Raw genomic sequence first — 23434 nt, 5'->3', positions numbered from 1 at the left:
CGATGGGCGCGCCCGCCCTGCTTGCCCGCTCGCAAAACCAGGATCCAGAAAACCGGGGATGCGAATGGCACCTCAGACCTCCAACGCGGGTTTGGCCAGCTGCTTCTGGACGTCCTCGCGCAGCCGCGCCAGTTCGCCCTCTGCCTGCCGGCGCTGCTCGATGCCTTCGCGGTGGACCTGACGGACTTCCTCGACCGTGTGGATCAGCTGGTCGTGGACGTGGCGCAGGGTCGCGATGTCGATCACCGCACGCTGGTTCGCACGCGCCGTTCCCACCGATGTCTCGCGCAGCAGATCGGCGTTTCGGCGCATCAACTCGTTGGTGGCGTCGTCGATCGCATTCGACAGCGCGACTGCGTTCTTCTGCTCGCCCAGCGACAGCTGGATCGCGAACTGCCGCTTCCACGACGGGATCGTGACGTTGCGCACGGTGTTGAACTTCTCGATGAGCTGAATCGCGTTGGCCTGGATCAAGCGGATCATCGGCAGCGACTGCTCAGCGGCGTGCTGCATCACCGCCAGGTCGCCGACGCGCTTGTCGAGCAACCGGACCGCGTTGTCGATCTCCGCGCGCCGGGTACGCGACTGCGGGTCGTCGAGCCCATCGAGCGCGCGCAGGTCCTCGGCCAGTTCGGCCAAGCGCTGCCGGCCCGCCGCGACGTGGACGCCCAGCGCACGGCGCTCCTCGACGACGATGTCGAACATCCGGTCGAACTCGGACACGCGCCGGTGCTGGCCGTCCTGCTGGCGGCCGATGTCCTGCATCAGTCGCTCGATCTGCTGGTTGGTGGTACTGAACTTCTGCACCAGTTCGTCACGCGAGCCACGCAGCCGGTCGATCAGTGGGCCGATCACCGGCAGCTTCGATCGCCCGGCGACACTGCCCAGGTCGAGGCCGCGCGCGATGCGTACCACCTCGCCGAGCTTGTCGCCGGAGGCGTCGAGGTCGCTGTTGCGCACCTGATCGAGCAACTGGCTGGAGAAGGCGGCCGTCTTGCTCGCCGCCTCGCGGCCGAACACGTGCAGATTGCCGGGCGAGATGTCCTGAAGCGCCTTGCCGGCCGCGGCGATCTCGCCGCGGTCGTCTGCGGTCAGGCCCAGGGCCTGCAGCGCGGCATCATCGAGCACACCGGCGGCGGGCAAGAGGGCGTGGTCGGGGGTGTCCTGGCTCATGCGACGGTCTCCTGATCGGCGGCCCGGTCGGACGGCCGTGGGTCGAGTGTAGCGGCCATGCCGGCGAGTTCGGCAGCGATCTCGGCCTCGATCGCCGCGGCCGCCTCGGTTTGCGCGGCGCCGTCGATGGCGCCCGTCCCGAGGGCGCGCTGACGCCAGACCGGCACCAGCACCTCACGGATGTTGCGGTAGCGGTCCAGTAGCGACAGGCCCTGCGCGTGCAGCAGTGCGAGCTGGCGCGCGCTCAGCGCATGCGCCGCCTCCACGTCGCGCAGATGCTGCCGGCGCCGGTCGAGCGCCAGGCGCGCTGCATCGTCTGCAGCGCCGAGCGCCGGACCGGTGTCCGCAGCAGCGGCGCGCAGCGCCGCCAGCGCTGCGTCGAGCCGGTCGAGGCAGGCGCGCTGGCCGTCGAGATGCGCGGTCAGCCCGTCGGCGGCGCGATCGGCATCGCGCAGCAGTACGCCCAGGCGTGCGGCCAGCGCGCTGGCCTCTGCCTGCAGCTTGACGTCTCGCCCGAACAGGCGTCCGAGCAACCCGGCACTACGACGCAGGGCGCGCGGTGCGTCCGCGCGCATCGCCAGGTGCACCGCGCGCAGGCGTTCGACCAGCCCGGCGGCGGCAGCGGCATCCAGCGCCGCCTCGAGCTCGATCGCATCGAGCGCGTCGAGTGCCCCTGCGCCGTGCGCCATCGCGGCGCCGACCCGATCCGCCGACGTGTTTGTCTTCGCTGCGTCGTGCGGCGCCTGGCGGCTCATTCCGGCGGTGTCTCCCTGCGCCCGTCCAGTAGCCCCAACTGGTCGAGCGCCTCGTCAAGCCGGCGCTCGGCAGGCGTGCGCTCGCGTCGCGCCCGGGCCGTCGCAGGCGCGGCGTCGTTCGCCGCCACACGCAGTTGCAACAACTCGATCAGTTGCGCGAGGGCAGCATTGAGGCCGGCCTGCCCGGCCAGCGACTCGCCGAATCGCTCGAGCAGCGGCGCGATCGTGGCCTGCATCGCGGCCGGCGCGGCCTCGATAGGTTCGCTTCGCACGGCCGGTACGTCCGCCTCGCGCGCGGCGATGCGCTGCAGGGCGTCCAGGATGTCCTGCCACGGCACCTGCGGCGGTGCCGGCGGTGGCTCGCCGCCGCCCATCGCCTGCAGGCCCTGGGCGATGTCGGCCAGTTGCGCCACCACGCGCGCGCCGGTGTCGGCGTCCTCGCCGCCCATCGCCTTGTCGCGCAGGAAGTCGCGCTTGATCTGCGCCCAGCGTGCGGCCTGGGCCTCGGTCATCGTGCCACGCAGCTCGGCCAGCTTCAGCAGGTTCTCCTCGGCGCCGGTGGTCAACAGCTGGGCCTCGCCCAGGTAATGGTCGGCGATGAGCTGCTGCAACTCGGCAGTGTTCATCACTGGCGAGATTTTCTCGGCCAGCTTGTTCATATTGCGATAGCTGCCTTGCAAGCGGAACGCCGGCTCGGTGCGGTAGCGGTCGGCCTGTGCGGCGCTGGCGATGTACTGCTGATTGACCCGGTAGACCACGTCGCGCACCTGCATCAGCCGCTGCAGGGTGGCGACGATCTCGTTGACCTCCGCGCCGCTGTAGGCATGCGACAGGTCGTTGGTGGAGACCTCCTTGCCCGCAGCGCGGTCGGCCAGCAGATACAGATCGCGCATGTCGCGCGTGGCCAACGGTGCCAGCACCGGGTTGGAAGTCAGGCTGTTCTCGATATAGCTGAGCTTGAACGCATCCTCCATGCCGCCGAGCACATCGCCCAGGTTGTAGATGTCGGCGCGGTTGGCGAGCATGTCCGGAATCTTGAACACCTCGCCCGATTCGGTATACGGGTTACCGGCCATGACCACACAGAACTTCCGCCCGCGCATGTCGTAGGTCTTGGTGCGGCCTTGCCACACGCCTTCGATGCGGCGTGTGCCGTCGCACAACGAGATGAACTTCTGCAGGAACTCGGGATGGGTGTGCTGGATATCATCGACGTACAGCATCGTGTTGCTGCCCATCTCCAGCGCCAGGTTGAGCTTGTGCAGCTCCTGGCGCGAGGTCGCATCGGGCGCCTGGTCGGGATCGAGCGAGCGCACCTCGTGGCCGAGCGCCGGGCCGTTGATCTTCATGAAGACCAGGCCAAGCCGGCTGGCCACGTACTCCATCAACGTGGTCTTTCCGTATCCGGGTGGCGAGATCATCATCAGCAGGCCCATCAGGTCGCTGCGCTTGTCCTCGCCGACGGTACCCATCTGCTTGGCGAGGTTGTCGCCGATCAGCGGCAGATAGACCTCGTCGATCAGCCGATTACGCACGAACGAGGTCAATGGCCGCGCCTTGAACTCCGATAGCCGAAGCGCCTCGCGTTCGCGCGTGGCGATGCGCTGACGCACCGCCTGGTAGCGGTGGAACGCAGGCACGAAGGTCTCGCGGTGCGCGCGCAGCCGCGACAGGAAATCGTCAACCGCCAACCGCAGGCGGCCCTCCTCGATCCGCGGGTGCTCGCCGAGCAACCCCGCGACCTCGGCGATCAGCGCAGCCTCGCGCACCCGATGGCGCAGCGTGCGGCCGGCCAGCAACAACACGATCGCCTCGGGCACGTAGCCGGCCAGCGGCGCGTGCTTGGGATCGCCGCACAGGCCGTACAGCCACTGCGCCGCCAACGCCCATTGCGCCGACGGCCGCTCGACCAGACGCTGCATCGAGGCGTCGAAGGTGGCGGCCAGGTCGGCCGCATCGAGTGCTTCGCGCAGGGCGTCGACCAGGCGTCGGGCGTAGTGGCTGATGCCGAAGGTCGGATCGCCCTCGCGCAGTTCGTCGATCAGGTACGTCGCCGCATCCACGGCCAATGCCGGATCAATCGGCAGCGCGTGTCGCACAAGGAATCCCGACAGCGCTTCGGCGATCTCCGCGCGCAGCGCGTCCACGCCGTCGATGGAGCCGAACAAGCGTTCGATCGCCAGTGCGCCGGCGGTACGCGCCGGCCACTGCGCAGCGTCACCGTCGTCGCCAGCGTGCGCCCAGAACAACATCGCCAGCGCGCGTGCAGCCGGCGGGTGGACCAGCGGACCTGCGGCGGCGTAGAGCGGCAACAGCGCGCGCAGGATCAACGCCGCGTCGTGGTCGTGGATCCCCTTCTCATAACCCTCTCGGTAGCGCGGCGCGGCGAAGGTCCGCACTGTGCGCTCGAGCGCATCCGGGTCGCCGACCTGCGCAACCATTTCTTCCAGACGCAGATCGTCGCGCCCGGCGATCGCCGCCTCCAGCACACGTCCGGCCAGATACTCGCCGCGCGCGATCGACGGCGATTCGGAATCCAGCGTCACCTGCCAGTAGTCGCGCAGTGCGTCGAGCTCGGCGTCGTGAATCGCCTCGTAGAAGTCAGTCCCGGTCAGGTGCACCGCCAGGCCGTCGCCGCGCGGCAGGATGGTCAGGTCCAGCGGCTGGACGTTAACGCTGAAACGGTGCCTTCGCCCGAGCCGGATCACCTGGCCACCGCCCTCGAACAGGTCGCTGCGATCACGCAGGCTGCGCACCGCCTCGTCGCGCACCCCCTTCAGGCGCGCCTCGACATCGTCGGCCTTGACGTTGTCGCGGTACCCGCGCAGCCGGCCGGCGAGTTCGCGCAACTTCAGGATCAGCGCATCGCCGGCGAAGAACGCGTTCAGCTCGTCGGCGCTAGTGAACCGCTCGGTCCGCCGCGGCAGGCCGTCGAGGATGCGCGCCGCGGCGTCGAACACTGCCTGGGCCTTGCGCTGGCGATCGTCGAGCAGCGCCTGCCGGTGCGCCTCGAACGTCTCCACCAGCTCCTCGCGCTTGGCAAGAATGTCGGCCAGAAACTGCTCGTGCTCACCGAACTGGCTCTCCAGTTCCTCCAACTGCACGGTCAACCGCGACAGCTGTTCGTCGGCACGCTCGGGGTCGGTCGCCAGCGCCAGCGCGCCGGCGATCGCCTGTCCGAACAGCGCGAACTGGGCGCCGAACTGGGCGACAGCCTCGGCCGAGCCCAGGCTGCGCCGTCGCTGGTCGGCACGCGCGCGCGACTGGTTGAGCCGGGCGTACAGTCCAGAGATCGCCTCGACCACATGCGTGCGCTCTGTCGCATCCTCGACCTTCAGCGTGGCCATCAGCTCCGAGAGCATGTCCAGATCGCCCGCCAACGCCTGCATCGCGTCGATACGCTCGGTCAGCGTCCGCGCGGTCTGGGCAGCTTGCGCCTCGCCGTCGAGTGCGTGCAGCCGCTCGGCCAGCGGCTGCAACGCGGTCTCGCCCGCCAGGAACACGCCCGTCGCGGCGCCCACGCGGTCCTGGGCTGCCTGCAGTGCCTCGCCCATGCGGTCGATGGCCGCAGTGTCGATGTAGCGCAGGTCGCGGATCGTCAGCAGGTGACCGCGCAGTCGCCCGATCGCACCGAGCGCCTCGACGAAGTCCTCGATCCGATCCCAGTCGTCGGTCTGCAGCCGGCCCAGCAAAGTGCGGTGCTCGGCTTCGGCCTCGCGCATCGCGAGATCGGACTGCTGCCGGATTCCCTCGACTTTCTCGTACTCATCGAGCACCGACTCGCCGGTCGCGGCGATCTCGTGCAGCAGCGGCCCGGCCCCTTCGCTCGCCTCGTCCTCGAGCCAGTGGTGGGCGTCGAACAGGCGCCGGGCGTTGTGCACCAGCAGCTGGTAGCGCTGGACCGACACCTCACGGCCGTCGATCTCGCGCGCGAGATCGAACAGGTTGGAGATGCCGCGCACCAGTTCGGGATTGCCGATGCGCCCCATGAAATTGTTGCCGGTCGGCACGCGAGCGGCGTACTCGTCGCTGGTGAACGGCGTTTGCCAGACCTGCATCGGGTGGATCCGGGTCGGCGCATCGCCCTCGGCATGGAACAGCACCATGCGTCCGTCGGCCAGGATCGCATAGCCGTGCCCGAACACCGGATTCTGCAGTGCGCGCTGGATCGTGTTGTAGACGAACAGCGCCGAGCGCCCAGCCTCGCGATCATAGAAGACGTACATGACGTCCTCGCCGTTGGGCGAGCGGATCGCGCGCTTGAACTGCATACCGTCCATCTGCGCGTCGAAGGCCTTGTGCTCGCCGCTTTGCAGGTAGTAACCGCCCGGGAAGATGATCCCGTGGTCTTCGGGCAGTTGCACGCAAGCCTGGACGATGGCGTCGTTGCGCACGATCGTGCCGGTCAAGGTGTTGTAGATCAGTCCGCGCCAGGCCTGTTCGCGGTAGGGCAGCACCTTAAGCAGGATCAGCGACCCGACCTTGGCGAAGTCGAAGATCGCATCGTCGATCGACTGCGTGCGGTCCTCGACCGCCTCGGCATAGATCCCCTGCCCGGTCTGCGTGTTGTTCTCGATCTTGACGGTCAGGTCGCCGCCGGTCGTCTCCACGAAGATCGTGTCGAGGATGTTGAGATGCGGGTGGCGCCCATCGACCGCCAGCTCACGGGTCGCGCGAGTCCACTCGAAGTCGAACGGCGGCGGCAGGGCGATGTCGCGCTCACCGCGCGAGTCCAGGTAGCGCAGCTCCCCGGAGTTGGCGATCTGCCAACGGAACACGCGCACGTCGGTACTGCGTTCGCCGATCTGGAACGCGGCCAGCAACCGGCCCTCGCGCACGATCAACTGCAGCAAGCGGGCGTGCTTGTAGTAGGCGTAGAGTTCGCCGAAGTCGCGGACGAAGCCGGCATCGCCGAGGAAGCTGCCGGTGGGGTCGACCGGTACCACGTCGTAGCCGTCCGCCTCCTCGGTCAGGCGGTAGAGCGCGAAAACATCCTCGACGCGCGTCTGGGTCCGAAGGCCGATGTAGACGTTGTAGCCAAACAGCAGGTGGTCGCCGAGCACCTGGACGATGTCGCGACCGACGCAATTGTTCTCGGTGCGGATGCGGAAGCGTCCGGCGACCTCCATGCGGCTGTCGCCAAACTCCTGCAAGCGGCGTGTGTTGAGCGACTCGGCCAAGCTGCGCAGGCGTGCGCCCTGCTCGGCCAGGCGCCGTCGCAGCACCTCGTAAGCACCGCCCTGGGCGACCGCCTCGTCAACATGGCTGGCCGTCGTGGGCGCCTGCTGCCCGGCGTCGGGCGTGGGTTCTGACATCACGACTCATCCTGCGCTGTGACGGGCATGCACTGTGCGCATGCCCGGTGGATCTCGGCGCGTCACCGGCGGCCGGCGACCGCCTCTGCGACGTTGCGGAGCGAGTGCGGCCTCAGGCCGCGCCGTCCTCGACGAGCGCGCGGCGCTCGGTGTCGGCACTGGAGGCAGCGACGCCAAGGTAGCGCTGCATCAGGTCCTGCACGATCGGGCTCTTGCCGGCCAGGCCCTCGATCGACCGCCCCAGCGAGACCGCCTTGACCAGGTTCTCGAACATGCCGCCATCACCGCCGACCAGATCGATGTCGGCGTTGCGCAATGCGCTGGCGATGACCTCGGCATTCTCGCGCGAGATGTCCTTGCCTGCCTCGATCGACGCCAGCGCCTGCCGGAGCCCTGTGTCGAGCGCCATGCGGAACTCCTCGTGCCCGCGTGCGGTATCGCTGAGCGCATCGATCGCCTGGAACTTGCGGGTCAGCCCCTCGGCCTCGGCCGAGAGCTTCTTCTCGACCACGGTGGCCTCTGCGCTGCCGATCGACTCGACCGCTTCGGCCTTCGCACGGCCCATCTGCGACTCGCCCTGGGCCTGCGCCGACAAGGTCTCGGCCAGCACCCGCGCCTCCGCCGTCCCCTGCTTGAGATTGGCATCCGCCTTCGCCTCGATGACGCGCGCCTCGGCAACGCCGACCTTCTCGATCGCGACCGCACCGGCCTCTTGCACCTGCGCCTCGGCCAGACCCGGCGCGGCACGCTCGGCACGGACGCCTTCGGCGAGCAGCTTCTTGGCTTCGGCCTGCTTGCCGGCTGCCTCGAAATCGGCCTGTGCGAGCGTGGTGACCTCGACCGCACGGTGCCGGGCGGCGGTCTCGCGCGCCTCGGCTTCCTTGACCTGACGCACCAACGCCTCCTGCGCCTTGGCCTCGGCGTCGAGGATCGTGACTTGCTTGAGACGGTCCGCTTCCGACACCTCGCGCACTTCCTTGATCCGTTCCTCCTCCTGGGCCACGGTCTTGTCGATGGCGATGCGTTCGCGGGTAATGTTGGCCACGTCCATCCGGCCCTGCTCGACGACCTTGTCGCGCTCCACGCCCTGCAGTTGCACTTCACGGTCGGTGGTGACCTGCTCAAGCTGGCGGGCGCGCTCGACGCGCTCGGCTTCGATCGCGACCGCGCGCTGGCGATTCTGCGCTGCGACCTCGACCTCGCGCAGGCGGTTCTCCTCACGGATGTCGATCAGCTGCTGGGCTTCGATGCGGGCGTTCTCGGCGACCTGCCGCTGTTCCTCCTGCACCTTTGCGGTCTCGGCTTCCTCACGCGCGCGGATCGTCTCGATCTCGCGCTGCTGGCGCGCCTCGGCCTCGGCCTGCTGACGTTCGAGCGACAGGGTCGCCTCGCGCGTCTCGACATTCTTCTTGGTGATCGCCAACCGCTCGTTCTGCTCGAGCTCGTTGGTGACCACGTTCTGCGAGGCGGTCAGCTCCGTGATCTTGCGGATGCCCTCGGCGTCGAGGATGTTGTGCGGATCGAGCACGCTCTTGGGCGTCTGCTCGAGGTAATCGATCGCCACGTCCTCGAGCACATAGCCGTTGAGGTCGTTGCCGATGACGGCGATGATCTCGTCGCGGAACTCCTGGCGCTTTTCGAACAGGTCGGTGAAGTCGAACTTCTTGCCGACGGTCTTGAGCGCCTCGGAGAACTTGGCGTTGAACAGCTCGTCGACTGCATGCTTGTCCGAGGCGCGATCGGCGCCCAGGGCCTTGGCCACCCGCAGCACGTCGGCCTGGGTCTCGTTGACGCGCAAGTAGAACGCCACCGCGATGTCGGCGCGCATGTTGTCGCGGCAGATCAGCCCCTCCTTGCCCCGGCGATCGATCTGCAGCGTGATCAGGCTGATCTTCATCAGCTCGGCGCGGTAGAGGACCGGGATGATGAGCGCACCGGTGAAGCGCACCTTGGGCTGCGTGCTCATGTCGTTGACGATCAGCGCGGTGCCCTGGTCGACCTTCTTGTAGAAGGCCTTGAACAGGCCGGCCGCGCCGAGCAGCACGACCATGACGATGCCCAGGCCGATCAGGAACGGGGCGAGCGTGGCGACACTCATCGGGTGTTTCTCCTTCGCTTGGGGTCCGCATTCCGCGGACCGTACGGATCAGATGTGACGGTAATCGGCTTCGGGCACGACCCGATAGCAATGCCCCACAGGATCGAACTCGACCAGCACCACCCGCTCGCCGCGTTGGTGGACATGGGCCCCTTCGGCGCGCACCTGCAGGACGAGGCCGGCACCGCCGTCGTCGACATCGGCCATTCCGGCGGACGCCGACACCGTCGGCGTCCGCACGACGGCCACCCGTCCCAGCAGCGAGGGTTCGGCGACCGGTTGCAACTTCGACAGCCAGCGCCGCAACGGTCGCAGCGCCGCGGTGGTCAGCAGTGCGCCCGGCAGCAGTGCGAGCAGCGCAGTGAGCGTGCCCAGCGTCCAGCGCAGCCAGCCCCACAGCGGCGCGAGCAGGAACAGATGGATGAAGTAGGTGCAGAACCAGCCGAAGAACACCACCAGTGTGAGCACCAGCATGATCGGCAACCGATCGAGCCCCAGCCGTGCGAGCACGCCGGCCAGTCCATGCGCGTCCGCGCCATCGGGCAGGTCGAGGTCGAGATCGAGGCCACCGATGTCCACCAGCCCCAGCGCCGCGATCAGCCAGTAGAGCGCGCACACCCCCAGCAGCACGCTGTAGACGAGCGTGGGGTATCCGAGCGCGGTGGCGACGAATTCGGGCATGTCGGCGAAGCACTCCTGTGTCCTGGCCAGCCCACACTCCCCGCGCAGGCCGCTCCCGCCGAACATCCGGTCGATGGGCCCGCCATCATGCCAGCCCGGCTACGGTCGCCGTCAAGCCAGCGGATGGATGCGAGCGACGGATGCGCTCAGAGCGTCGCCGGCAGCGCCACCACGGCCCCCGGCGCGCAGGGGTACAGCCGCATGCCGGGCGACGGTGCGATCGGCAGGCCGCCAGCGAACGCGGTGAACGCCGGCAGCAAGCCGGCATCCTGCGCGAACACGAAAGCCGGCAAGCGCGGCAGGCCCGGCAGGCGCACCACCGGATGCAGATGCCCGCCAAGCCGGTAGCCCGCGACATCGGCCGCAACCGCGTCGTCGACGTCATGCACGAACACGAAGGGGGGCTCGTGCAACAGCGCGCCGTGCAGGCGCAGGCCGAGCGTGCATGCCAGCTCGGGCGCAGCGCGCAGGGCGCGATCGTGATTGCCGCCGACCAGGTCGACCGACAGCGCGGGACGGTCCGCCCGCCAGGCCCGCCAGGCCGTGCGCCACGGCGCGTCGCGCGCACCGGCGTGCAGCAGGTCGCCGAGCACCAGCAATCGCGTCGCGCCGCTGGCTTCGATCAGCCCGTCGAGCCGTTCGAGATCGTGCTCGGTGCCGCCACGCGGCAGCGCGATGCCGGCCTCGCGAAAGTGCTGCGCCTTGCCCAGATGCACGTCGGCCACGACCAGCGTGCGCTGCCGCGGCCACAGCAGCGCACGCTCGGCGAACAATCGCAGCGCCTCGCCGGCAATCTCGATCTCCAACGCGCCGTCAGCCACGATTGCGCCGCTCCAGTTGCGCCGCCGCGCGCTGCACGCGTGTGCGCCAGTCCTCGGTGCTGAGCTGGCCACGCATCGACTCGGCCCACAGCGGGAACGACAGCGGGGTGAACGTGCGCAGCGGATGCAGGTCGAGCCTGCGGGCACTGCAATCCTCCAGCGTGGTGCGCAGTTGCACCACGTCCAGTTGCGCGGCGAACACCTCACGCTCGGCCAGCGCCAGCAGCATGTGGTCGGGATCGTGCCGGCGCAGCACGTCGAACAGCAGGCCGCTGGAGGCCTGCAACTGGCGCATCGAACGTGGCGCGCGTCCGGGCAGCGACGGCGGCAGCAGACCGGCGACGCGGGCGATGTCGCGAAATTGGCGGCGGGCGAGCTCGGCCAGGTTCAGGCTCTCGCGCAGGTCATCGATCAAGGCCTCGGGCGAGAGCATCGCTTCGACATCGAGCGCATCGAGCTCCACTTCCTGCGCGGGCGAGAGCACGAAGCCGTAATCGTTGGCGGCGAACGAGAAGCTGTTGGCGCGCAGGCGGCCCCAGCGCAGCGCCAGCAGCGCGGCCAGGCCCTCGTGCACCTGACGCCCGGCGAACGGAAACACGAACAGGTGGCGCGCGCCGCGCGCGCGGATCCATTCCACCAGCAGGCGGCCCGGCGCCGGTAGTGCAGACAGCCGCTGCTGCAGATCGAGCAGCCGACCGATCGCACGCAGCTCCGGTGCATCGCGCGGGCCGGCGAACAGGCGCTCGACCTCGTGCGCCAACGTGCCCGACAGCGACATCCGGCCGCCCTGCCATTTGGGCACCGTGCCGCTGCCGGCCTTGGCGACGCGCACGTACGCGGTCATGTCTTCCAGCCGCACCAACTCCAGCGTGCGGCCGGCGAACTGGAACCGGTCGCGCGGCCGCAAGCGACCGACGAAACTCTCCTCGACCGAGCCCAGGCCCCCGCCGCGCAGCAGCTTCACGCGCACCGCGCCATCGCTGGCGATCGTGCCGATCGACAGGCGATGACGCAGCGCGATGCGTCGGTCCTCGACCCGATAGACCCCGTCCTCGCCGCGCACCACGCGGCGGAAGTCGGGGTAATGCGCCAGCGCCGCGCCGCCCTGGACGATGAAATCGAGCACCGCGCGCCAGGCCAGTGGGTCGAGCGCGCGGAACGCATGGGTCCCGCGGACTTCGTCGTAAAGCGCATCGGCCTCGAAGCCGCCGCCCAGCGCCAGCGTCACACAGTGCTGGGCCAGCACATCGAGGCTGAGCACAGGCGGCGGGCGCGATTCGATCGTACCCGCGGCAACCGCGGCGCGAGCCGCGGCGTACTCGACCAGTTCCAGCGCGTGCGTCGGCACGCAGACCACGTGCCCCGCTTCGCCCGGGCGGTGGCGTGCGCGCCCGGCACGTTGCAGCAAGCGCGAGACGCCTTTCGGGCTGCCAATCTGCAGTACTTGGTCGACGGCGGGAAAGTCGACACCGAGATCGAGGCTGGAGGTCGCAACCACGCAGCGCACGCTGCCGGCGCGCAGGCCCTGCTCAGCGGCCGCGCGCAGCTTCGGATCGAGCGAACCGTGATGCAGTGCCAGCGTTTCGGGCGCCTCCGGCCAGACCGCCGACAGCGCGCGATGCCACAGTTCGGCCTGCGAGCGGGTGTTGGCGAACAGCAGGCTGGTGCGTTCGGCCATCAGCCGCTCCAGCACACGCGGCAACTGCGCCAGGCCCAGATGGCCGGCCCACGGAAAGCGCTCGTCCTCGCCGGGCAGCAGCGTGTCGAGCGTGAAACGCTTGGGCGCCACCCCGGCGACCACCTGCGCCTGCGGACAATGCGGCAGCAGCGCATCGCGCGCCTGCGCCAGGTTGCCGAGCGTCGCCGAGACGCCCCAGATGCGCAGCGCCGGTGCGAGCCGGCGCAGCCGCGCAAGCGCCAGCTGCAGCAGCACGCCGCGCTTGTTGCCGAGCAGTTCGTGCCATTCGTCGACGACCACGCAGCGCACCGAGGCCAGCAGCGGCGCGGTGTCGGCATAGGAGAGCAGCAATGACAGCGATTCGGGCGTGGTCACCAGCACCTCGGCCTGGCCGCTGCGCGCCAGCCGCCGGTCGCGTGCGCTGGCATCGCCAGTGCGCATGGCGACCGTCCAATCCAGACCGAGCGCCTCGATCGGCGCGCGCAATGCGCGCACCGTGTCGACCGCGAGCGCGCGCAGCGGGGTGATCCACAGCACCTGCAGCCTGCGCCCGGCGTCTTTGCCGGCACGCGCGGCTGACTTCGCCGGGGTCGTGCGTGGACCGGCCTTCGCACGCGGGCGCGCGGCCAGCGCTTCGAGCAGGGGCCCGCCGAAGGCGGCCAGTGTTTTGCCGCTGCCGGTCGGGGTATGCAACAGGCCCGACTCCCCGGCCAGATACCGGCGCCAGACCTCGCGCTGGAACGGTGCCGGACGCCAGCCCTGCGCCGCAAACCAGGCGCGCAGCGGCGCATCGGGGCCGCGAAGACGAGTCATCGCCACCGGCCGGGCCACGTCCCTGCGCACCGCGGACGGCCGCGCTCGCCGGACGCCGCCGTCACCGTGCGAGCGCCCGCAAGGTCTCGAGCCGATCGGCCTCGGCGATCGGCTTGTCGCGGCGCCAGCGCAGGATGCGCGGAAAGCGCACGGCGATGCCGGACTTGTGCCGGCTCGAGCGGTTGACCGCCTCGAAGCCGAGCTCGAAGACATGGTGCGCGGTGACCGAACGCACCGGCCCGAAGCGCTCGAGGGTGTGCGCGCGGATCCACTTGTCGAGCGCGAGGATTTCGCGGTCGTCGAGCCCCGAATAGGCTTTGGCGACCGGCACCAGGGTGTCGCCATCCCACAGTGCGAAGGTGTAGTCGGTGTAGAGCGTGCTGCGCCGGCCGTGGCCGGCCTGCGCATAGATCAGCACCGCGTCGATGGTCAGCGGATCGATCTTCCACTTCCACCAGTCGCCGCGACGCCGGCCGGCCTGGTAGCGGGCATCGGCGCGCTTGAGCATCAAGCCCTCGACGCCGCGCGCGCGGGCATCGGCGCGCAGCGCGGCGGCCTGCGCCCAGTCAGCGGCGTCCACACGCGGCGAGATCACGATGCGCGGATCGTCGTACTGGGCGACCAATGTCTCGAGCATCGCCCGGCGCTCGGCCTGCGGCCGGTCGCGCCAGTCCTCGCCGTCGAGCTCGAGCAGGTCGTAGACCTGCACGCGCACCGGCGTGTCGGCGAGTGTCTTCGGTCCGGGCTTGCGGCGCTGGATGCGGGTCTGCAGCGCGGTGAACGGCATCGGCGCGGGTTCGCCCGGCCGCCAGGCCAGCAGCTCGCCGTCGAACACACAGTCGCGGGGCAGCGTCAGCGCCGCGGCTTCGATCTCGGGAAAGCGTCCGTCGAGGCGTTCTTCGCCGCGCGACCACAGCGCGATGTCCGCGCCGCGGCGGATCAGTTGCAGGCGGATGCCGTCCCACTTCCATTCCAGCAGCCAGTCTTCGATCGGGCCGAGCGCACGCGCGACCGCGTCGGGATCGTTGGCCAGCACCGGCGCCGCCACGTCCATATCCGGCTCCGCATCGGCGGCCGCCTCGACATCCGTGCCCTCGCTCACCGTGTCGGGACGCAGCGCCTGCTCCAAGGGCGAAGCAAGGAAGAACGGATACGGCTGACGCCGGTCGCTGGGCAGTTCGTCGGGCGAGAGCAGGTCGCGCAGGAACTGCGCGCTCGGCGTCCAACTGCCGAGCATGCGTTGGGCGATACGCGCGATGTCCAGCCCGCTCATCTCCGCCAGCGCCTGCTGCACCAGTCGCTGCGAAACGCCCACGCGCAGCGCGCCGGTCAGCAACTTGTTGAACACCAGCCGCTCGTCGAAACACAGCGAAGCCCAGGCCTCGACCACCAGCGCGCGCCGGACCGCCGGGTCGCGATTGGCGACCGGGATCAGCCGCCGCTCGATCCATTCGGCCAGCGAGACGTCGTCGGCCGGCGCGACGGGATCGTCGAGCAGCAGCGCGAGCGTCTCGGCCAAGTCGCCGACCTGGTCGTAGCTGTCGTCGACCAGCCAGTCGGGCAAGCCCGCGGCCTCACCAATCCATTCGCGCAGTTCGCGGGTATTGGCGATGCGTCGCCCGGCCCCGGCGACCTTGCCGCCGGCCAGCAGGAACAGCGCCCAGGCGGCATCGTGCGGCGGCGCGTCGCGGAAGTAGGCAACCAGTGCCGCGCGCTTGTCGAGCGTGGCGGTGCTGCGATCGAGCTCGCGGTACAGCCGGGCGAAGCGCCTCATGCGCAGGCCCTCGAGCGCCGGGCGCTCATTCCTCGTCCCCGAAATCGGTGCGGAAGGCTTCGGCCGCGATGCCATCCTCGCGTAGCGCACGGATGATCGCATCGGTGTTGCCATGGGTCGCGATCACCCGCGTGGCACCGGTCTCGCGCACGGTCCGCATCAGATCGGGCCAGTCGGCGTGGTCGGACACCACGAAGCCGCGATCGTAGTTGCGACGGCGTCGATTGCCACGAATGCGCATCCAGCCCGATGCGAAGCCCTGCTGCGCGCGGCGGAACCGGCGCATCCACGCGCTGCCGGCCGCCGATGGCGGCGCGATGACCAACCGGCCGGCAAAATCGCCGCCGCGATCGGTCTCGGCGACCGGCAGGGTGTCGAGCATCGCGATGCCGGCCCGCCGGTAGACCTCGACGCCGGCGGCGACCGCCCCGTGCAGCAGCGCCGGCTGGTCGGTATGCGCCGCCAGTTCGGCCAGCACGCGCTGGGCCTTGCCCAGCGCGTAACAGAACAGCACCGCCACCTCCCCGCGCGTCTCGCAGTGCGCGCGCCAGGCCTCGATCTCGGCGGCGACCAGTGCGGTGTCGGGCCATCGGTAGACCGGCAGGCCGAACGTGGCCTCGGTGATGAAGGTGTCGCAGCGCACGACCTCGAACGGTGCGCAGGTCGGATCGTGCTGGCGCTTGTAGTCGCCCGAGGCGACCCAGACCTCGCCGTCGACCTCCACCCGCACCTGGGCCGAGCCCAGCACGTGGCCGGCCGGATGCAGCGACACCGTCGCCGCGCCCATCTGGAATGGCGCGCCGTAATCGTGTGCGACATAGATCTGCTCGCCCAGGCGCCACTCCAGGATCGGCAGCCCCGCACGCGTGGTGTGGTAGGCGCCCATGCCAGTGCGCGCATGGTCGCCGTGGCCGTGAGTGATCACCGCACGCGGCACCGGACGCCAAGGATCGATATGGAAATCGCCGGCCGGGCAGTACAGGCCCTCGGGGCGCAACTGGATGAGGTCGTCGCGCCGCCCTTTCGGCATGCGGGCGGTGGAGGACGGACGGGAGGCGGCCATGGCGGCAGTCTGGCGACGCCGCCGTGCAGGCGGTGCCAAGCCGCCGTTAGTCCTCGCGGTCGTCCAGACCGCCGCCTTCGTGGACCGGCCGCCAGCTTTGGGCCAGCACGTCGGCCAGCATCTCGCCGGTCAGCGGCTTGCGCAGGAAGCCGTCGAAACCGGCCGCGCGCGCCGCCGGCTCGGCCTCGGCATCGGCGCGCGCGGTGACCGCAACCAGCGGACGGTCGAAGCCTTGGGCGCGCAGCATGCCGGCCAGGGTCAGACCGTCGATGCCCGGCAGGTCCAGATCGAGCAGGGCGATGTCGAACGTCTGGGTCCGCACTTCGGTCAGCGCAGCGAGCCCATGCATCGCGTGAGCGACCTGGTGGCCCTGCGCCTCGAGCAGGCCCCGGATCACGTCGGCCACGGTCTGGTCGTCCTCGACCAGCAGCACCACCAGTCCGACCGCCGCGGTGATGCGCTCGTGGCCCTCGAAGCGCGTGCGCCGCGGCGGGGTGGCGACCTCGGCCAATGGCAGCACGACCGTGAACCGGGTGCCCGCGCCAAGGGTGCTCTCGACGTCGATCCGGCCGCCCATCGCCAGCGACAGTTCCTGGCTGATCGCCAGCCCCAGGCCGCTGCCGCCGTAGCGCGCGGCGGTGCGTGCGCCGTCGGCCTGCTCGAAACGCCGGAACAGCCGCTGGCATTGCTCGGCGCTGAGCCCGGGGCCGGTGTCGCTGATCTGGAAACACAGGCCTTCGGGCGGACGCGCGATCCGCAATCCGACCCGCCCGTCGTCGGTGAACTTGATTGCATTGCCGATCAGGTTCAACAGGATCTGCCGCACCCGCACCGCGTCGCCATGCACCCAGGCCGGCACGCCCTCGTCGAAGGCGACATCGAAGCCCAGCGCCTTGTGCCGGGCCATCGGCGCGGACAGCGAGACGATGTCCTCGATCAATGCGCGCAGCTCGAACGGCTGCGGATCGAGCTCGAGCTTGCCGGCCTCGATCCGCGCCAGATCCAGTGCATCGTTGACCAGACGCATCAGGTGGTCGCCGGCGCGGCGGATGGATTCGGTGTAGCTGCGCTGCCGCGCGTCGAGCGGGGTGTCGAGCAGCAGCTCGCTCATGCCCAGCACGCCAGTCATCGGTGTGCGGACCTCATGGCCGAGCGTGGCCAGGAAGCGGCTCTTGGCCAGCGACGCCTGCTCGGCAAGTTCGCGCTGGCGCCCGGCCAACTGCAGTTCCGCGCGCCGCCGCACGCGCCGGCGGTAGATCGACGCGCCCCACAGCGCGACCAGTCCCATGGCGCAGATCAGCAGCGTGAGTGCCCACCAGGTCTGCCACCACGGCGGCAACACCCGGAATCGCAGTTCCTGCATCGGCGCGGCATTGCCGTAGGCGTCGCTGGCGCGGATGCGCAGCACATAGTTGCCGGGCCGCAGGCCCGAGAACACCCGGTCGCCATTGGCGCCCTGGTCGACCCAGCCGGTGTCCAGGCCCTGGAGCCAGGTCCAGTAATGGTTCGATCCCGGATCGTCATAGGCCAGCAGCCGGGCCGAGACGCGCAGCTCGCGGTCGTCGGGGAACAGTTCGGGATGAGCGCCCTCGAGCGGTTGCCACAGCCCGTCGCGGCGCACGTCCAGGCCGAGAACGCGCAGCTTCGGTTCCTCGACCCGACCGGTCTCCTCCGACGCGGTGTTGATGATGGCCACCGAGTCGACCGCGGTGCCGGCAGCGAGCAGGCCGCTGCTGCTCACCGCGATCGAGCGGAACAGCATTTCCTGCGACGACAGGCCGTGCTCGCTGCCATAGCGGCGCATGCGCCGGGCCTGCGGATCCCAGCGGTAGAGACCACGCCGGGTGGAGACCCAGACCCGTCCGCGCACGTCGACCGCCAGCCCCATCGGCATCACCGACGGCAGCCCCTCGCGCGTGCCGATCCGCTCCTGCCGCGCCCAGGTGTCGTCCTCGAGGCGCCAGCGCTCCAGGCCGTCGCGCCCGGCCGCCCAGACCGTGTCTTCGCCCTGCACGGCGACCGCGTAATAGGGCTGCTCGCCGCTGACGATCACGAACCGACCAGCCTGCGGGTCGAAGTAGCCCAGCCCCGGCACCGAAGCCGCCCAGGCGGTGTTGTCGGGTGCGACGTCGAAGCCGTAGACGCCCTCATGGACCAAGGGATCATCGCCGGCTTGCCACAGCATGCGGCCGGTGTCGCCATCGCGGTGCTCGACCCCATAGCCGCCCATGCTGCCGGTCCACAGCGTGCCGTCAGGCGCAGCGCGCACGATGTTGTAGCCCACGCCGTGCGCGACCGAGGTGCCCGGCTCGCCTTCCCACTCGCTCAGCGTACCGTCGCGTCCGTGCCGGAACAGGCCGCCGACATGGCCGATCCACAGCACGCCGCTGCGCGTCTCGGCCATGCCCAGGATGCGCTGGTTGGCCAGGCGCGCGCGCGCCTCCCCGTCGAGCCGGGAGACCTGCAGCGCCTGGTCCACATGCTCGACGACGCCGGTTTCCGATCCCAGCCACAGACCGCCGTCGTTGGCCGGTGCGATCGTCGCGTAGCCGTGGCCCTGCAGCCCGCGTTCGCCGCGCACCAGCTCGGCGACATGGCGCCAGTCCGAGCGCAGGAAGCCGACGCCCTCGCCCGGCGCCGATGCCCACAGCGCGCCGTCGGGCTGCAGGAACATCGCTCGGGCCGGGAACGGCCGCGACGCGTCCCGGCCGACCGGCACCGGGGTCGGGATGCCGTCCTCAGACAATCGCCACAGGCCGCGCCGGGTGCCCAGCCAGTAGCCGCCACGCGGATCGGCAAGCATCGACAGCACGCTATTGGGCCGGGCGAACATGCCCGACCACGGGCGCCAGTGCCACTGGCCGTCGCGCATGCGCACGAACAGCCCGCGCGCGCTCGAGGCCCAGACTTCGTCGCCCATCGCCTGCACGTCGGTGACCGTCAGCGGCATATCGCCGCCGGGCAACGGCTCGCGCCAGACACGGCGGCCGTCGTAGCGGGCCAGGCCCGCCATCGTCGCGATCCACAGCATGCCGTCGTTGTCGAACGACAGGCTGACCACGTTGTCACTGGGCAGCGTGCGCGGGTCGTTGGGATCGTGGCGCAGATGCACAAAGCTGCCGTCGGCGCGCAGGCCGTAGACCCCGTCGGTGCCCAGGCCCATCCAGATCTCGCCCGGCCGGCTGGCGAAATCCCAGACATCACCGAGCCGCGCTTCTGGATGCGCGTCGATCCGATAAGGCCGGAAACCTGCCGAGCGATCACGGTCCATCACCGCGACACCGCCTTCCTGGGCCGCGACCCAGACGCGGTCCTCGTGGTCGACATGCAGCGCCTGCAGATTGTTGCCGGGGAAGGCATCCGCCGCTTCTGGATCGTGCTGCCAGACCATGAATCCGGCGCCGTCGTAGCGGGCCAGACCGTCGGCGGTCGCGATCCAGACGAAGCCGTCGCTGTCCTGGGCGATGCCGGTGACATCGGACGTGGGCAGGCCATCGGCGACGCCGAGCACCCGCAACCGCGGCATCTCCGGCGTCGCGGCCAGGACACCGCAGGCGAACGTCCAGATCAGCGCCAGAGCGGCAACACGCTTCCACATGGGCCCGACATCCCTTTCCCCGCGGCCTTGCCCGCAACGCGCGATGCTCGCAACGCATCGTCCCGGATGCAAGCGCCACCGCGGCTGCGCGACCATGCGATTCGTGCCTAGAATCCCCGCATGCCGCCCGCGGCGACCGGAACTCAAGACGATGCGACTGCCGCGGCGCCTGTTCGTCCCCTGCCTGCTGCTGGCATTGGCCTGCGCGCCGGTGGCCGCGCGACCGGCGCAGTACGCGCTCGATCCGGTGCACACCCGGGTGATGCTCGAGATCGAACACGCCGGCCTGTCGAAGGCGATCGGCACGGTGTCGGGCAGCCAGGGCACGCTGGTCTTCGATCCCGCGGACTGGTCGAGCGCGCGGGTCGAGGTCTCGGTGCCGCTCGAGCGCATCGACTTCGGCGACGACCGTTGGAACCGCGCGGTCCGCGCGCGCAATCTGCTCGATACCGAGCGCCATCCCTCCGCAACCTTCGTCTCCAACCGTATCGAGCCTCGCGATGCCACGCATGCGATCGTCCACGGCACGCTGACGCTGCACGGCGTGTCGCGCGAGGTCGCGCTCGATGCGACGTTCAACGCCGCACGCCGCCACCCGATGCCGCCGTTCAGGCGCATGGTCGGATTCTCGGCCACCGCGCAGCTGTCGCGGGCGGACTTCGGCATCGACGCCTGGCCGTCGATGATCGGCGACACGGTCGGCCTGCGCATCGAACTCGAAGCGGTGCGCGAGCGCGGCACGGGCCGCGACGATGCGGGCGATGCCGACGACACAGCGGTCGGCACCGACACACCCGGAGACGAGACACCATGACGCTGAAGAATGTCGAGCGCTGGGGCGCGGTGAGCCAACTGCTGCATTGGACCGTCGTGGTGCTGATCCTGGCGGTCGGCATCATCGGCCTGACGATGGGCGACATGCGACCCAGCCCGACCAAGGTCCAGGTCTACGCCCTGCACAAGTCGCTGGGCCTGACGATTCTTGCGCTCGCGGCGCTGCGGCTGGCCTGGCGGCTGTTCGCCGGCGCGCCGCGCCCGGTGCCCGGCACCCCGCGCTGGCAGGACCGCATCGCCACGCTCACGCACTGGCTGCTGTATGCACTGCTGCTGGCGATCCCGCTCAGCGGCTGGACCTTCAATTCGGCCGCCGGCTACCCGCTGCAGTGGTTTGGCCTGTTCAATCTGCCGGCGCTGGTCGCGCGCGACCCGGATCTGCGCGGCCTGGCCGGCCAGGCGCACGAATGGCTGTTCTGGACGCTGGTGGCGTTGGCGCTGCTGCATGCGGCCGCGGCGCTATACCACCACCTGTTCCTGCGCGATGCCACGCTGGCACGGATGCTGCCACGCGGCTGGTTGCGCCCTGCCCCCCACCCTCACTCCAGGACTGACCGATGCCCCACGCCCCCCGCTTCCTGTTCGCGGCCGCGCTCGCCGTCGCGATGCCGCTCACCGCCTCCGCTGCCGATTACGTGCAGGCCGCCGGCTCGTCGCTGGCCTTCGCCGGCAAGTACCAGGGCGAGGTGTTCACCGGCACGTTTCCCGACTTCCGCACCACGCTCGCATTCGACCCGACCGACCTGAGCGGCGCCAGGCTGGAAGTGGCAATCCCGATCGCGACCGCGACCACCCGCAACGACGACTATGACGGCGAGATGCGCGGCGCGGCGTTCTTCGACGCCGCCCGCTTCGCCCAGGCCACCTATACCGCGACCCGGTTCCGCGACCTCGGCGACGGACGCTACGCGGCCGACGGCGAGCTCGCGCTGCGCGGCGTGCGCAAGCCGGTCACGTTGACCTTCACCTGGATCCCAGGCCCACGTCCGCTGCTGTCGGGCAGGGCGACAGTGCGTCGCCTGGATTTCGGCGTCGGCGGCGGCGAATGGGCCGACACCGGCACGATCCCCGACGAGATCGCGGTCGCCACGCGGGTGTATCTCAAGCCTGCGAACTGACGTCGCTGTCGGCGGGTCAGGCCAGCAGCCGCCGCACCGCGTCGGCGTCGAACGGCCACTCCAGTTCGACGTCGCGCCCGGCATCGCGGAGCACCGGCACACGGCAGCCGTAGCGCACCTCGAGCGCGGCGTCGTCATCGATGAAGACACTGTCGAACGCAGGCGCGCGCGCCTGCGCCAGCACCTCGAGCGCGAGGTCGCACAGATGGCAGTCGTCGCGCTGGTACAGGATCAGGGCCGGGGGCGTCATGCGGCGTCGCGTCAGGCATGGAACAGGGGGCGGGCCGTAGAATAGCGCGATGGCAGTCAGCACCTTCGACCTCTACAAGATCGGCATCGGGCCGAGTTCCTCGCATACCGTCGGGCCGATGCGCGCCGGTGCCCGCTTCGTCGCGCGCTGGCTCACCGAGCCCGGGCGCCTGCACGAGGTCGTGCGCGTCCGCGCGGAGGTCTTTGGTTCGCTGGCGCTGACCGGCCGCGGCCACGGCACCGACAAGGCGCTGATGATGGGTCTGGAAGGGCACATGCCCAACCGCATCGACCCGGACATCATTCCCGATGCGCTGGCGCGTATCCGCGGCGAGCGCCGGCTGCGGCTGGGCGGCACCCACGAGATCGGCTTCGACGAAAAGCGCGACCTGGTGATGAACAAGCGGCAGAAGCTGCCGTTCCACACCAACGGCATGCGCTTCACCGCCTATGGCGCCGACGATGCGGTGATCGCCACACGCGACTATTACTCGGTCGGTGGCGGCTTCGTCGTCAACCAGGACGAGGCGGCCGAGGACCGCATCGTCGCCGACACCACCCAGGTGCCCTATCCGTTCGCCAGCGGCGACGAGTTGATCCGCCAGGCGCAGGACAGCGGACTGGGCATCGCTGGGCTGATGCTGGAGAACGAAAAGGTCTGGCGCAGCGAGGCCGAGATCCTCGACGGGCTGCGCGAGTTGTGGGCGGCGATGCAGTCGTGCGTTGCGCGCGGCATCCGCGAGGGCGGCACGCTGCCCGGCGGCCTGCACGTCACCCGCCGCGCCCCGGCGCTGCATGCCGAGCTCGCCGCCAAGCCCGAAGCGGCGATGCGCGATCCGCTGACCGTGCTCGACTGGGTCAACCTCTACGCACTCGCGGTCAACGAGGAAAACGCCGCGGGTGGGCGCGTGGTCACCGCGCCGACCAACGGTGCGGCCGGCATCCTGCCGGCGGTGCTGCACTACTACGACCGCTTCATCCCCAATGCCAACGAGCAGGGCGTGTTCGACTTCCTGCTGACCGCAGCGGCCGTGGGCATCCTCTACAAAGAGAACGCCTCGATCTCCGGCGCCGAGGTCGGCTGCCAGGGCGAGGTCGGCGTGGCCTGCTCGATGGCGGCCGCCGGCCTGACCGCCGCACTGGGCGGCACGCCGAGCCAGATCGAGAACGCCGCCGAGATCGGCATGGAGCACAACCTGGGCCTGACCTGCGATCCGATCGGCGGCCTGGTGCAGATCCCGTGCATCGAGCGCAACGCGATGGGCGCGGTCAAGGCGATCAACGCCTCGCGCATGGCCTTCCGCGGCGACGGCAAGCACAAGGTCAGCCTCGACAAGGTCATCCGCACGATGCGCGAAACCGGCCGCGACATGCGCGACAAGTACAAGGAAACCTCGCGCGGCGGCCTGGCGGTGAACGTCATCGAGTGCTGAGTTGACCCAGACCTGATTTCGGACCAGAATT

14 protein-coding genes are annotated in these 23434 nt (G+C 70.0%); 3 read left to right on the top strand and 11 right to left on the bottom strand.

The window, feature by feature from the left end:
• Positions 1–72: 72 nt before the first annotated feature.
• The 10 genes from BEN78_10690 to BEN78_10645 all read right to left on the bottom strand — a co-directional run bounded on the left by BEN78_10690 (position 73) and on the right by BEN78_10645 (position 19769).
• Entirely contained in the window at positions 73–1173 is a 1101-nt protein-coding gene (locus BEN78_10690) for a toxic anion resistance protein (protein ID ASR43769.1), read from the bottom strand.
• The gene (locus tag BEN78_10685) at positions 1170–1928 is read right to left on the bottom strand and encodes a hypothetical protein (protein ID ASR43768.1); all 759 of its coding nucleotides are present in this window, start codon (positions 1926–1928) and stop codon (positions 1170–1172) included. Before BEN78_10685 ends, BEN78_10690 begins: the two co-directional genes overlap by 4 nt.
• The gene (locus tag BEN78_10680; GenBank protein ASR43767.1) at positions 1925–7243 is read right to left on the bottom strand and encodes a DNA repair protein; all 5319 of its coding nucleotides are present in this window, start codon (positions 7241–7243) and stop codon (positions 1925–1927) included. Before BEN78_10680 ends, BEN78_10685 begins: the two co-directional genes overlap by 4 nt.
• Before the next feature lie 112 nt (positions 7244–7355).
• Positions 7356–9341, bottom strand: coding sequence for a hypothetical protein (locus BEN78_10675; GenBank protein ASR43766.1), 1986 nt, complete (start codon positions 9339–9341; stop codon positions 7356–7358).
• Between the two features lie 48 nt (positions 9342–9389).
• Complete coding sequence (locus BEN78_10670; GenBank protein ID ASR43765.1) at positions 9390–10022, bottom strand: hypothetical protein; 633 nt, start codon at positions 10020–10022, stop codon at positions 9390–9392.
• 146 nt (positions 10023–10168) lie between these two features.
• Complete coding sequence (locus BEN78_10665; GenBank protein ID ASR43764.1) at positions 10169–10843, bottom strand: hypothetical protein; 675 nt, start codon at positions 10841–10843, stop codon at positions 10169–10171.
• On the bottom strand, positions 10836–13334 hold the full coding sequence (locus BEN78_10660; GenBank protein ID ASR43763.1) for a DNA ligase-associated DEXH box helicase: 2499 nt from the start codon (positions 13332–13334) through the stop codon (positions 10836–10838). The genes BEN78_10665 and BEN78_10660 overlap by 8 nt, the downstream gene beginning before the upstream one ends.
• Before the next feature lie 61 nt (positions 13335–13395).
• Positions 13396–15108 carry an ATP-dependent DNA ligase gene (locus BEN78_10655; protein ASR43762.1) on the bottom strand — a complete coding sequence of 571 codons (1713 nt, stop codon included), beginning with the start codon at positions 15106–15108 and terminating at the stop codon, positions 13396–13398.
• Between the two features lie 25 nt (positions 15109–15133).
• Positions 15134–16138, bottom strand: a complete 1005-nt coding sequence (locus BEN78_10650) for a DNA ligase-associated DEXH box helicase (protein ID ASR43761.1) — start codon at positions 16136–16138, stop codon at positions 15134–15136.
• Between the two features lie 79 nt (positions 16139–16217).
• Complete coding sequence (locus BEN78_10645) at positions 16218–19769, bottom strand: hypothetical protein (protein ID ASR43760.1); 3552 nt, start codon at positions 19767–19769, stop codon at positions 16218–16220.
• 151 nt (positions 19770–19920) lie between these two features.
• Here BEN78_10645 and BEN78_10640 point away from each other — a divergent pair, with 151 nt between their 5' ends.
• The gene (locus BEN78_10640) at positions 19921–20583 is read left to right on the top strand and encodes a hypothetical protein (GenBank protein ASR43759.1); all 663 of its coding nucleotides are present in this window, start codon (positions 19921–19923) and stop codon (positions 20581–20583) included.
• A 577-nt stretch (positions 20584–21160) separates the two neighbouring features.
• A complete protein-coding gene (locus tag BEN78_10635) occupies positions 21161–21721 on the top strand; it encodes a hypothetical protein (GenBank protein ASR43758.1) in 561 nt (186 codons plus the stop codon).
• 16 nt (positions 21722–21737) lie between these two features.
• On the opposite strand, the gene BEN78_10630 is transcribed toward BEN78_10635, so the two are convergent.
• Positions 21738–21971, bottom strand: a complete 234-nt coding sequence (locus tag BEN78_10630; GenBank protein ASR43757.1) for an NrdH-redoxin — start codon at positions 21969–21971, stop codon at positions 21738–21740.
• 49 nt (positions 21972–22020) lie between these two features.
• Between BEN78_10630 and BEN78_10625 the strand changes: the two genes are divergently transcribed.
• A complete protein-coding gene (locus BEN78_10625; protein ASR43756.1) occupies positions 22021–23403 on the top strand; it encodes an L-serine ammonia-lyase in 1383 nt (460 codons plus the stop codon).
• Positions 23404–23434 lie beyond the last annotated feature (31 nt).

Source organism: Xanthomonas citri pv. mangiferaeindicae (assembly GCA_002240395.1).
Lineage (GTDB): Bacteria > Pseudomonadota > Gammaproteobacteria > Xanthomonadales > Xanthomonadaceae > Luteimonas > Luteimonas citri_A.
Note: the sequence above shows the minus strand (reverse complement) of the source record. Positions and strands in the feature narration are given on the sequence as shown.

Excerpts from the sequence above, each read along its gene's own strand:
- BEN78_10650 (ASR43761.1), bottom strand. The coding sequence starts at position 16,138 with ATGCCGAAAGGGCGGCGCGACGACCTCATCCAGTTGCGCCCCGAGGGC.
- BEN78_10625 (ASR43756.1), top strand. The coding sequence starts at position 22,021 with ATGGCAGTCAGCACCTTCGACCTCTACAAGATCGGCATCGGGCCGAGT.
- BEN78_10660 (ASR43763.1), bottom strand. The coding sequence starts at position 13,334 with ATGACTCGTCTTCGCGGCCCCGATGCGCCGCTGCGCGCCTGGTTTGCG.
- BEN78_10670 (ASR43765.1), bottom strand. The coding sequence starts at position 10,022 with ATGCCCGAATTCGTCGCCACCGCGCTCGGATACCCCACGCTCGTCTAC.
- BEN78_10640 (ASR43759.1), top strand. The coding sequence starts at position 19,921 with ATGCGACTGCCGCGGCGCCTGTTCGTCCCCTGCCTGCTGCTGGCATTG.
- BEN78_10690 (ASR43769.1), bottom strand. The coding sequence starts at position 1,173 with ATGAGCCAGGACACCCCCGACCACGCCCTCTTGCCCGCCGCCGGTGTG.
- BEN78_10645 (ASR43760.1), bottom strand. The coding sequence starts at position 19,769 with ATGTGGAAGCGTGTTGCCGCTCTGGCGCTGATCTGGACGTTCGCCTGC.
- BEN78_10630 (ASR43757.1), bottom strand. The coding sequence starts at position 21,971 with ATGACGCCCCCGGCCCTGATCCTGTACCAGCGCGACGACTGCCATCTG.
- BEN78_10675 (ASR43766.1), bottom strand. The coding sequence starts at position 9,341 with ATGAGTGTCGCCACGCTCGCCCCGTTCCTGATCGGCCTGGGCATCGTC.
- BEN78_10655 (ASR43762.1), bottom strand. The coding sequence starts at position 15,108 with ATGAGGCGCTTCGCCCGGCTGTACCGCGAGCTCGATCGCAGCACCGCC.
- BEN78_10635 (ASR43758.1), top strand. The coding sequence starts at position 21,161 with ATGCCCCACGCCCCCCGCTTCCTGTTCGCGGCCGCGCTCGCCGTCGCG.
- BEN78_10685 (ASR43768.1), bottom strand. The coding sequence starts at position 1,928 with ATGAGCCGCCAGGCGCCGCACGACGCAGCGAAGACAAACACGTCGGCG.
- BEN78_10680 (ASR43767.1), bottom strand. The coding sequence starts at position 7,243 with ATGTCAGAACCCACGCCCGACGCCGGGCAGCAGGCGCCCACGACGGCC.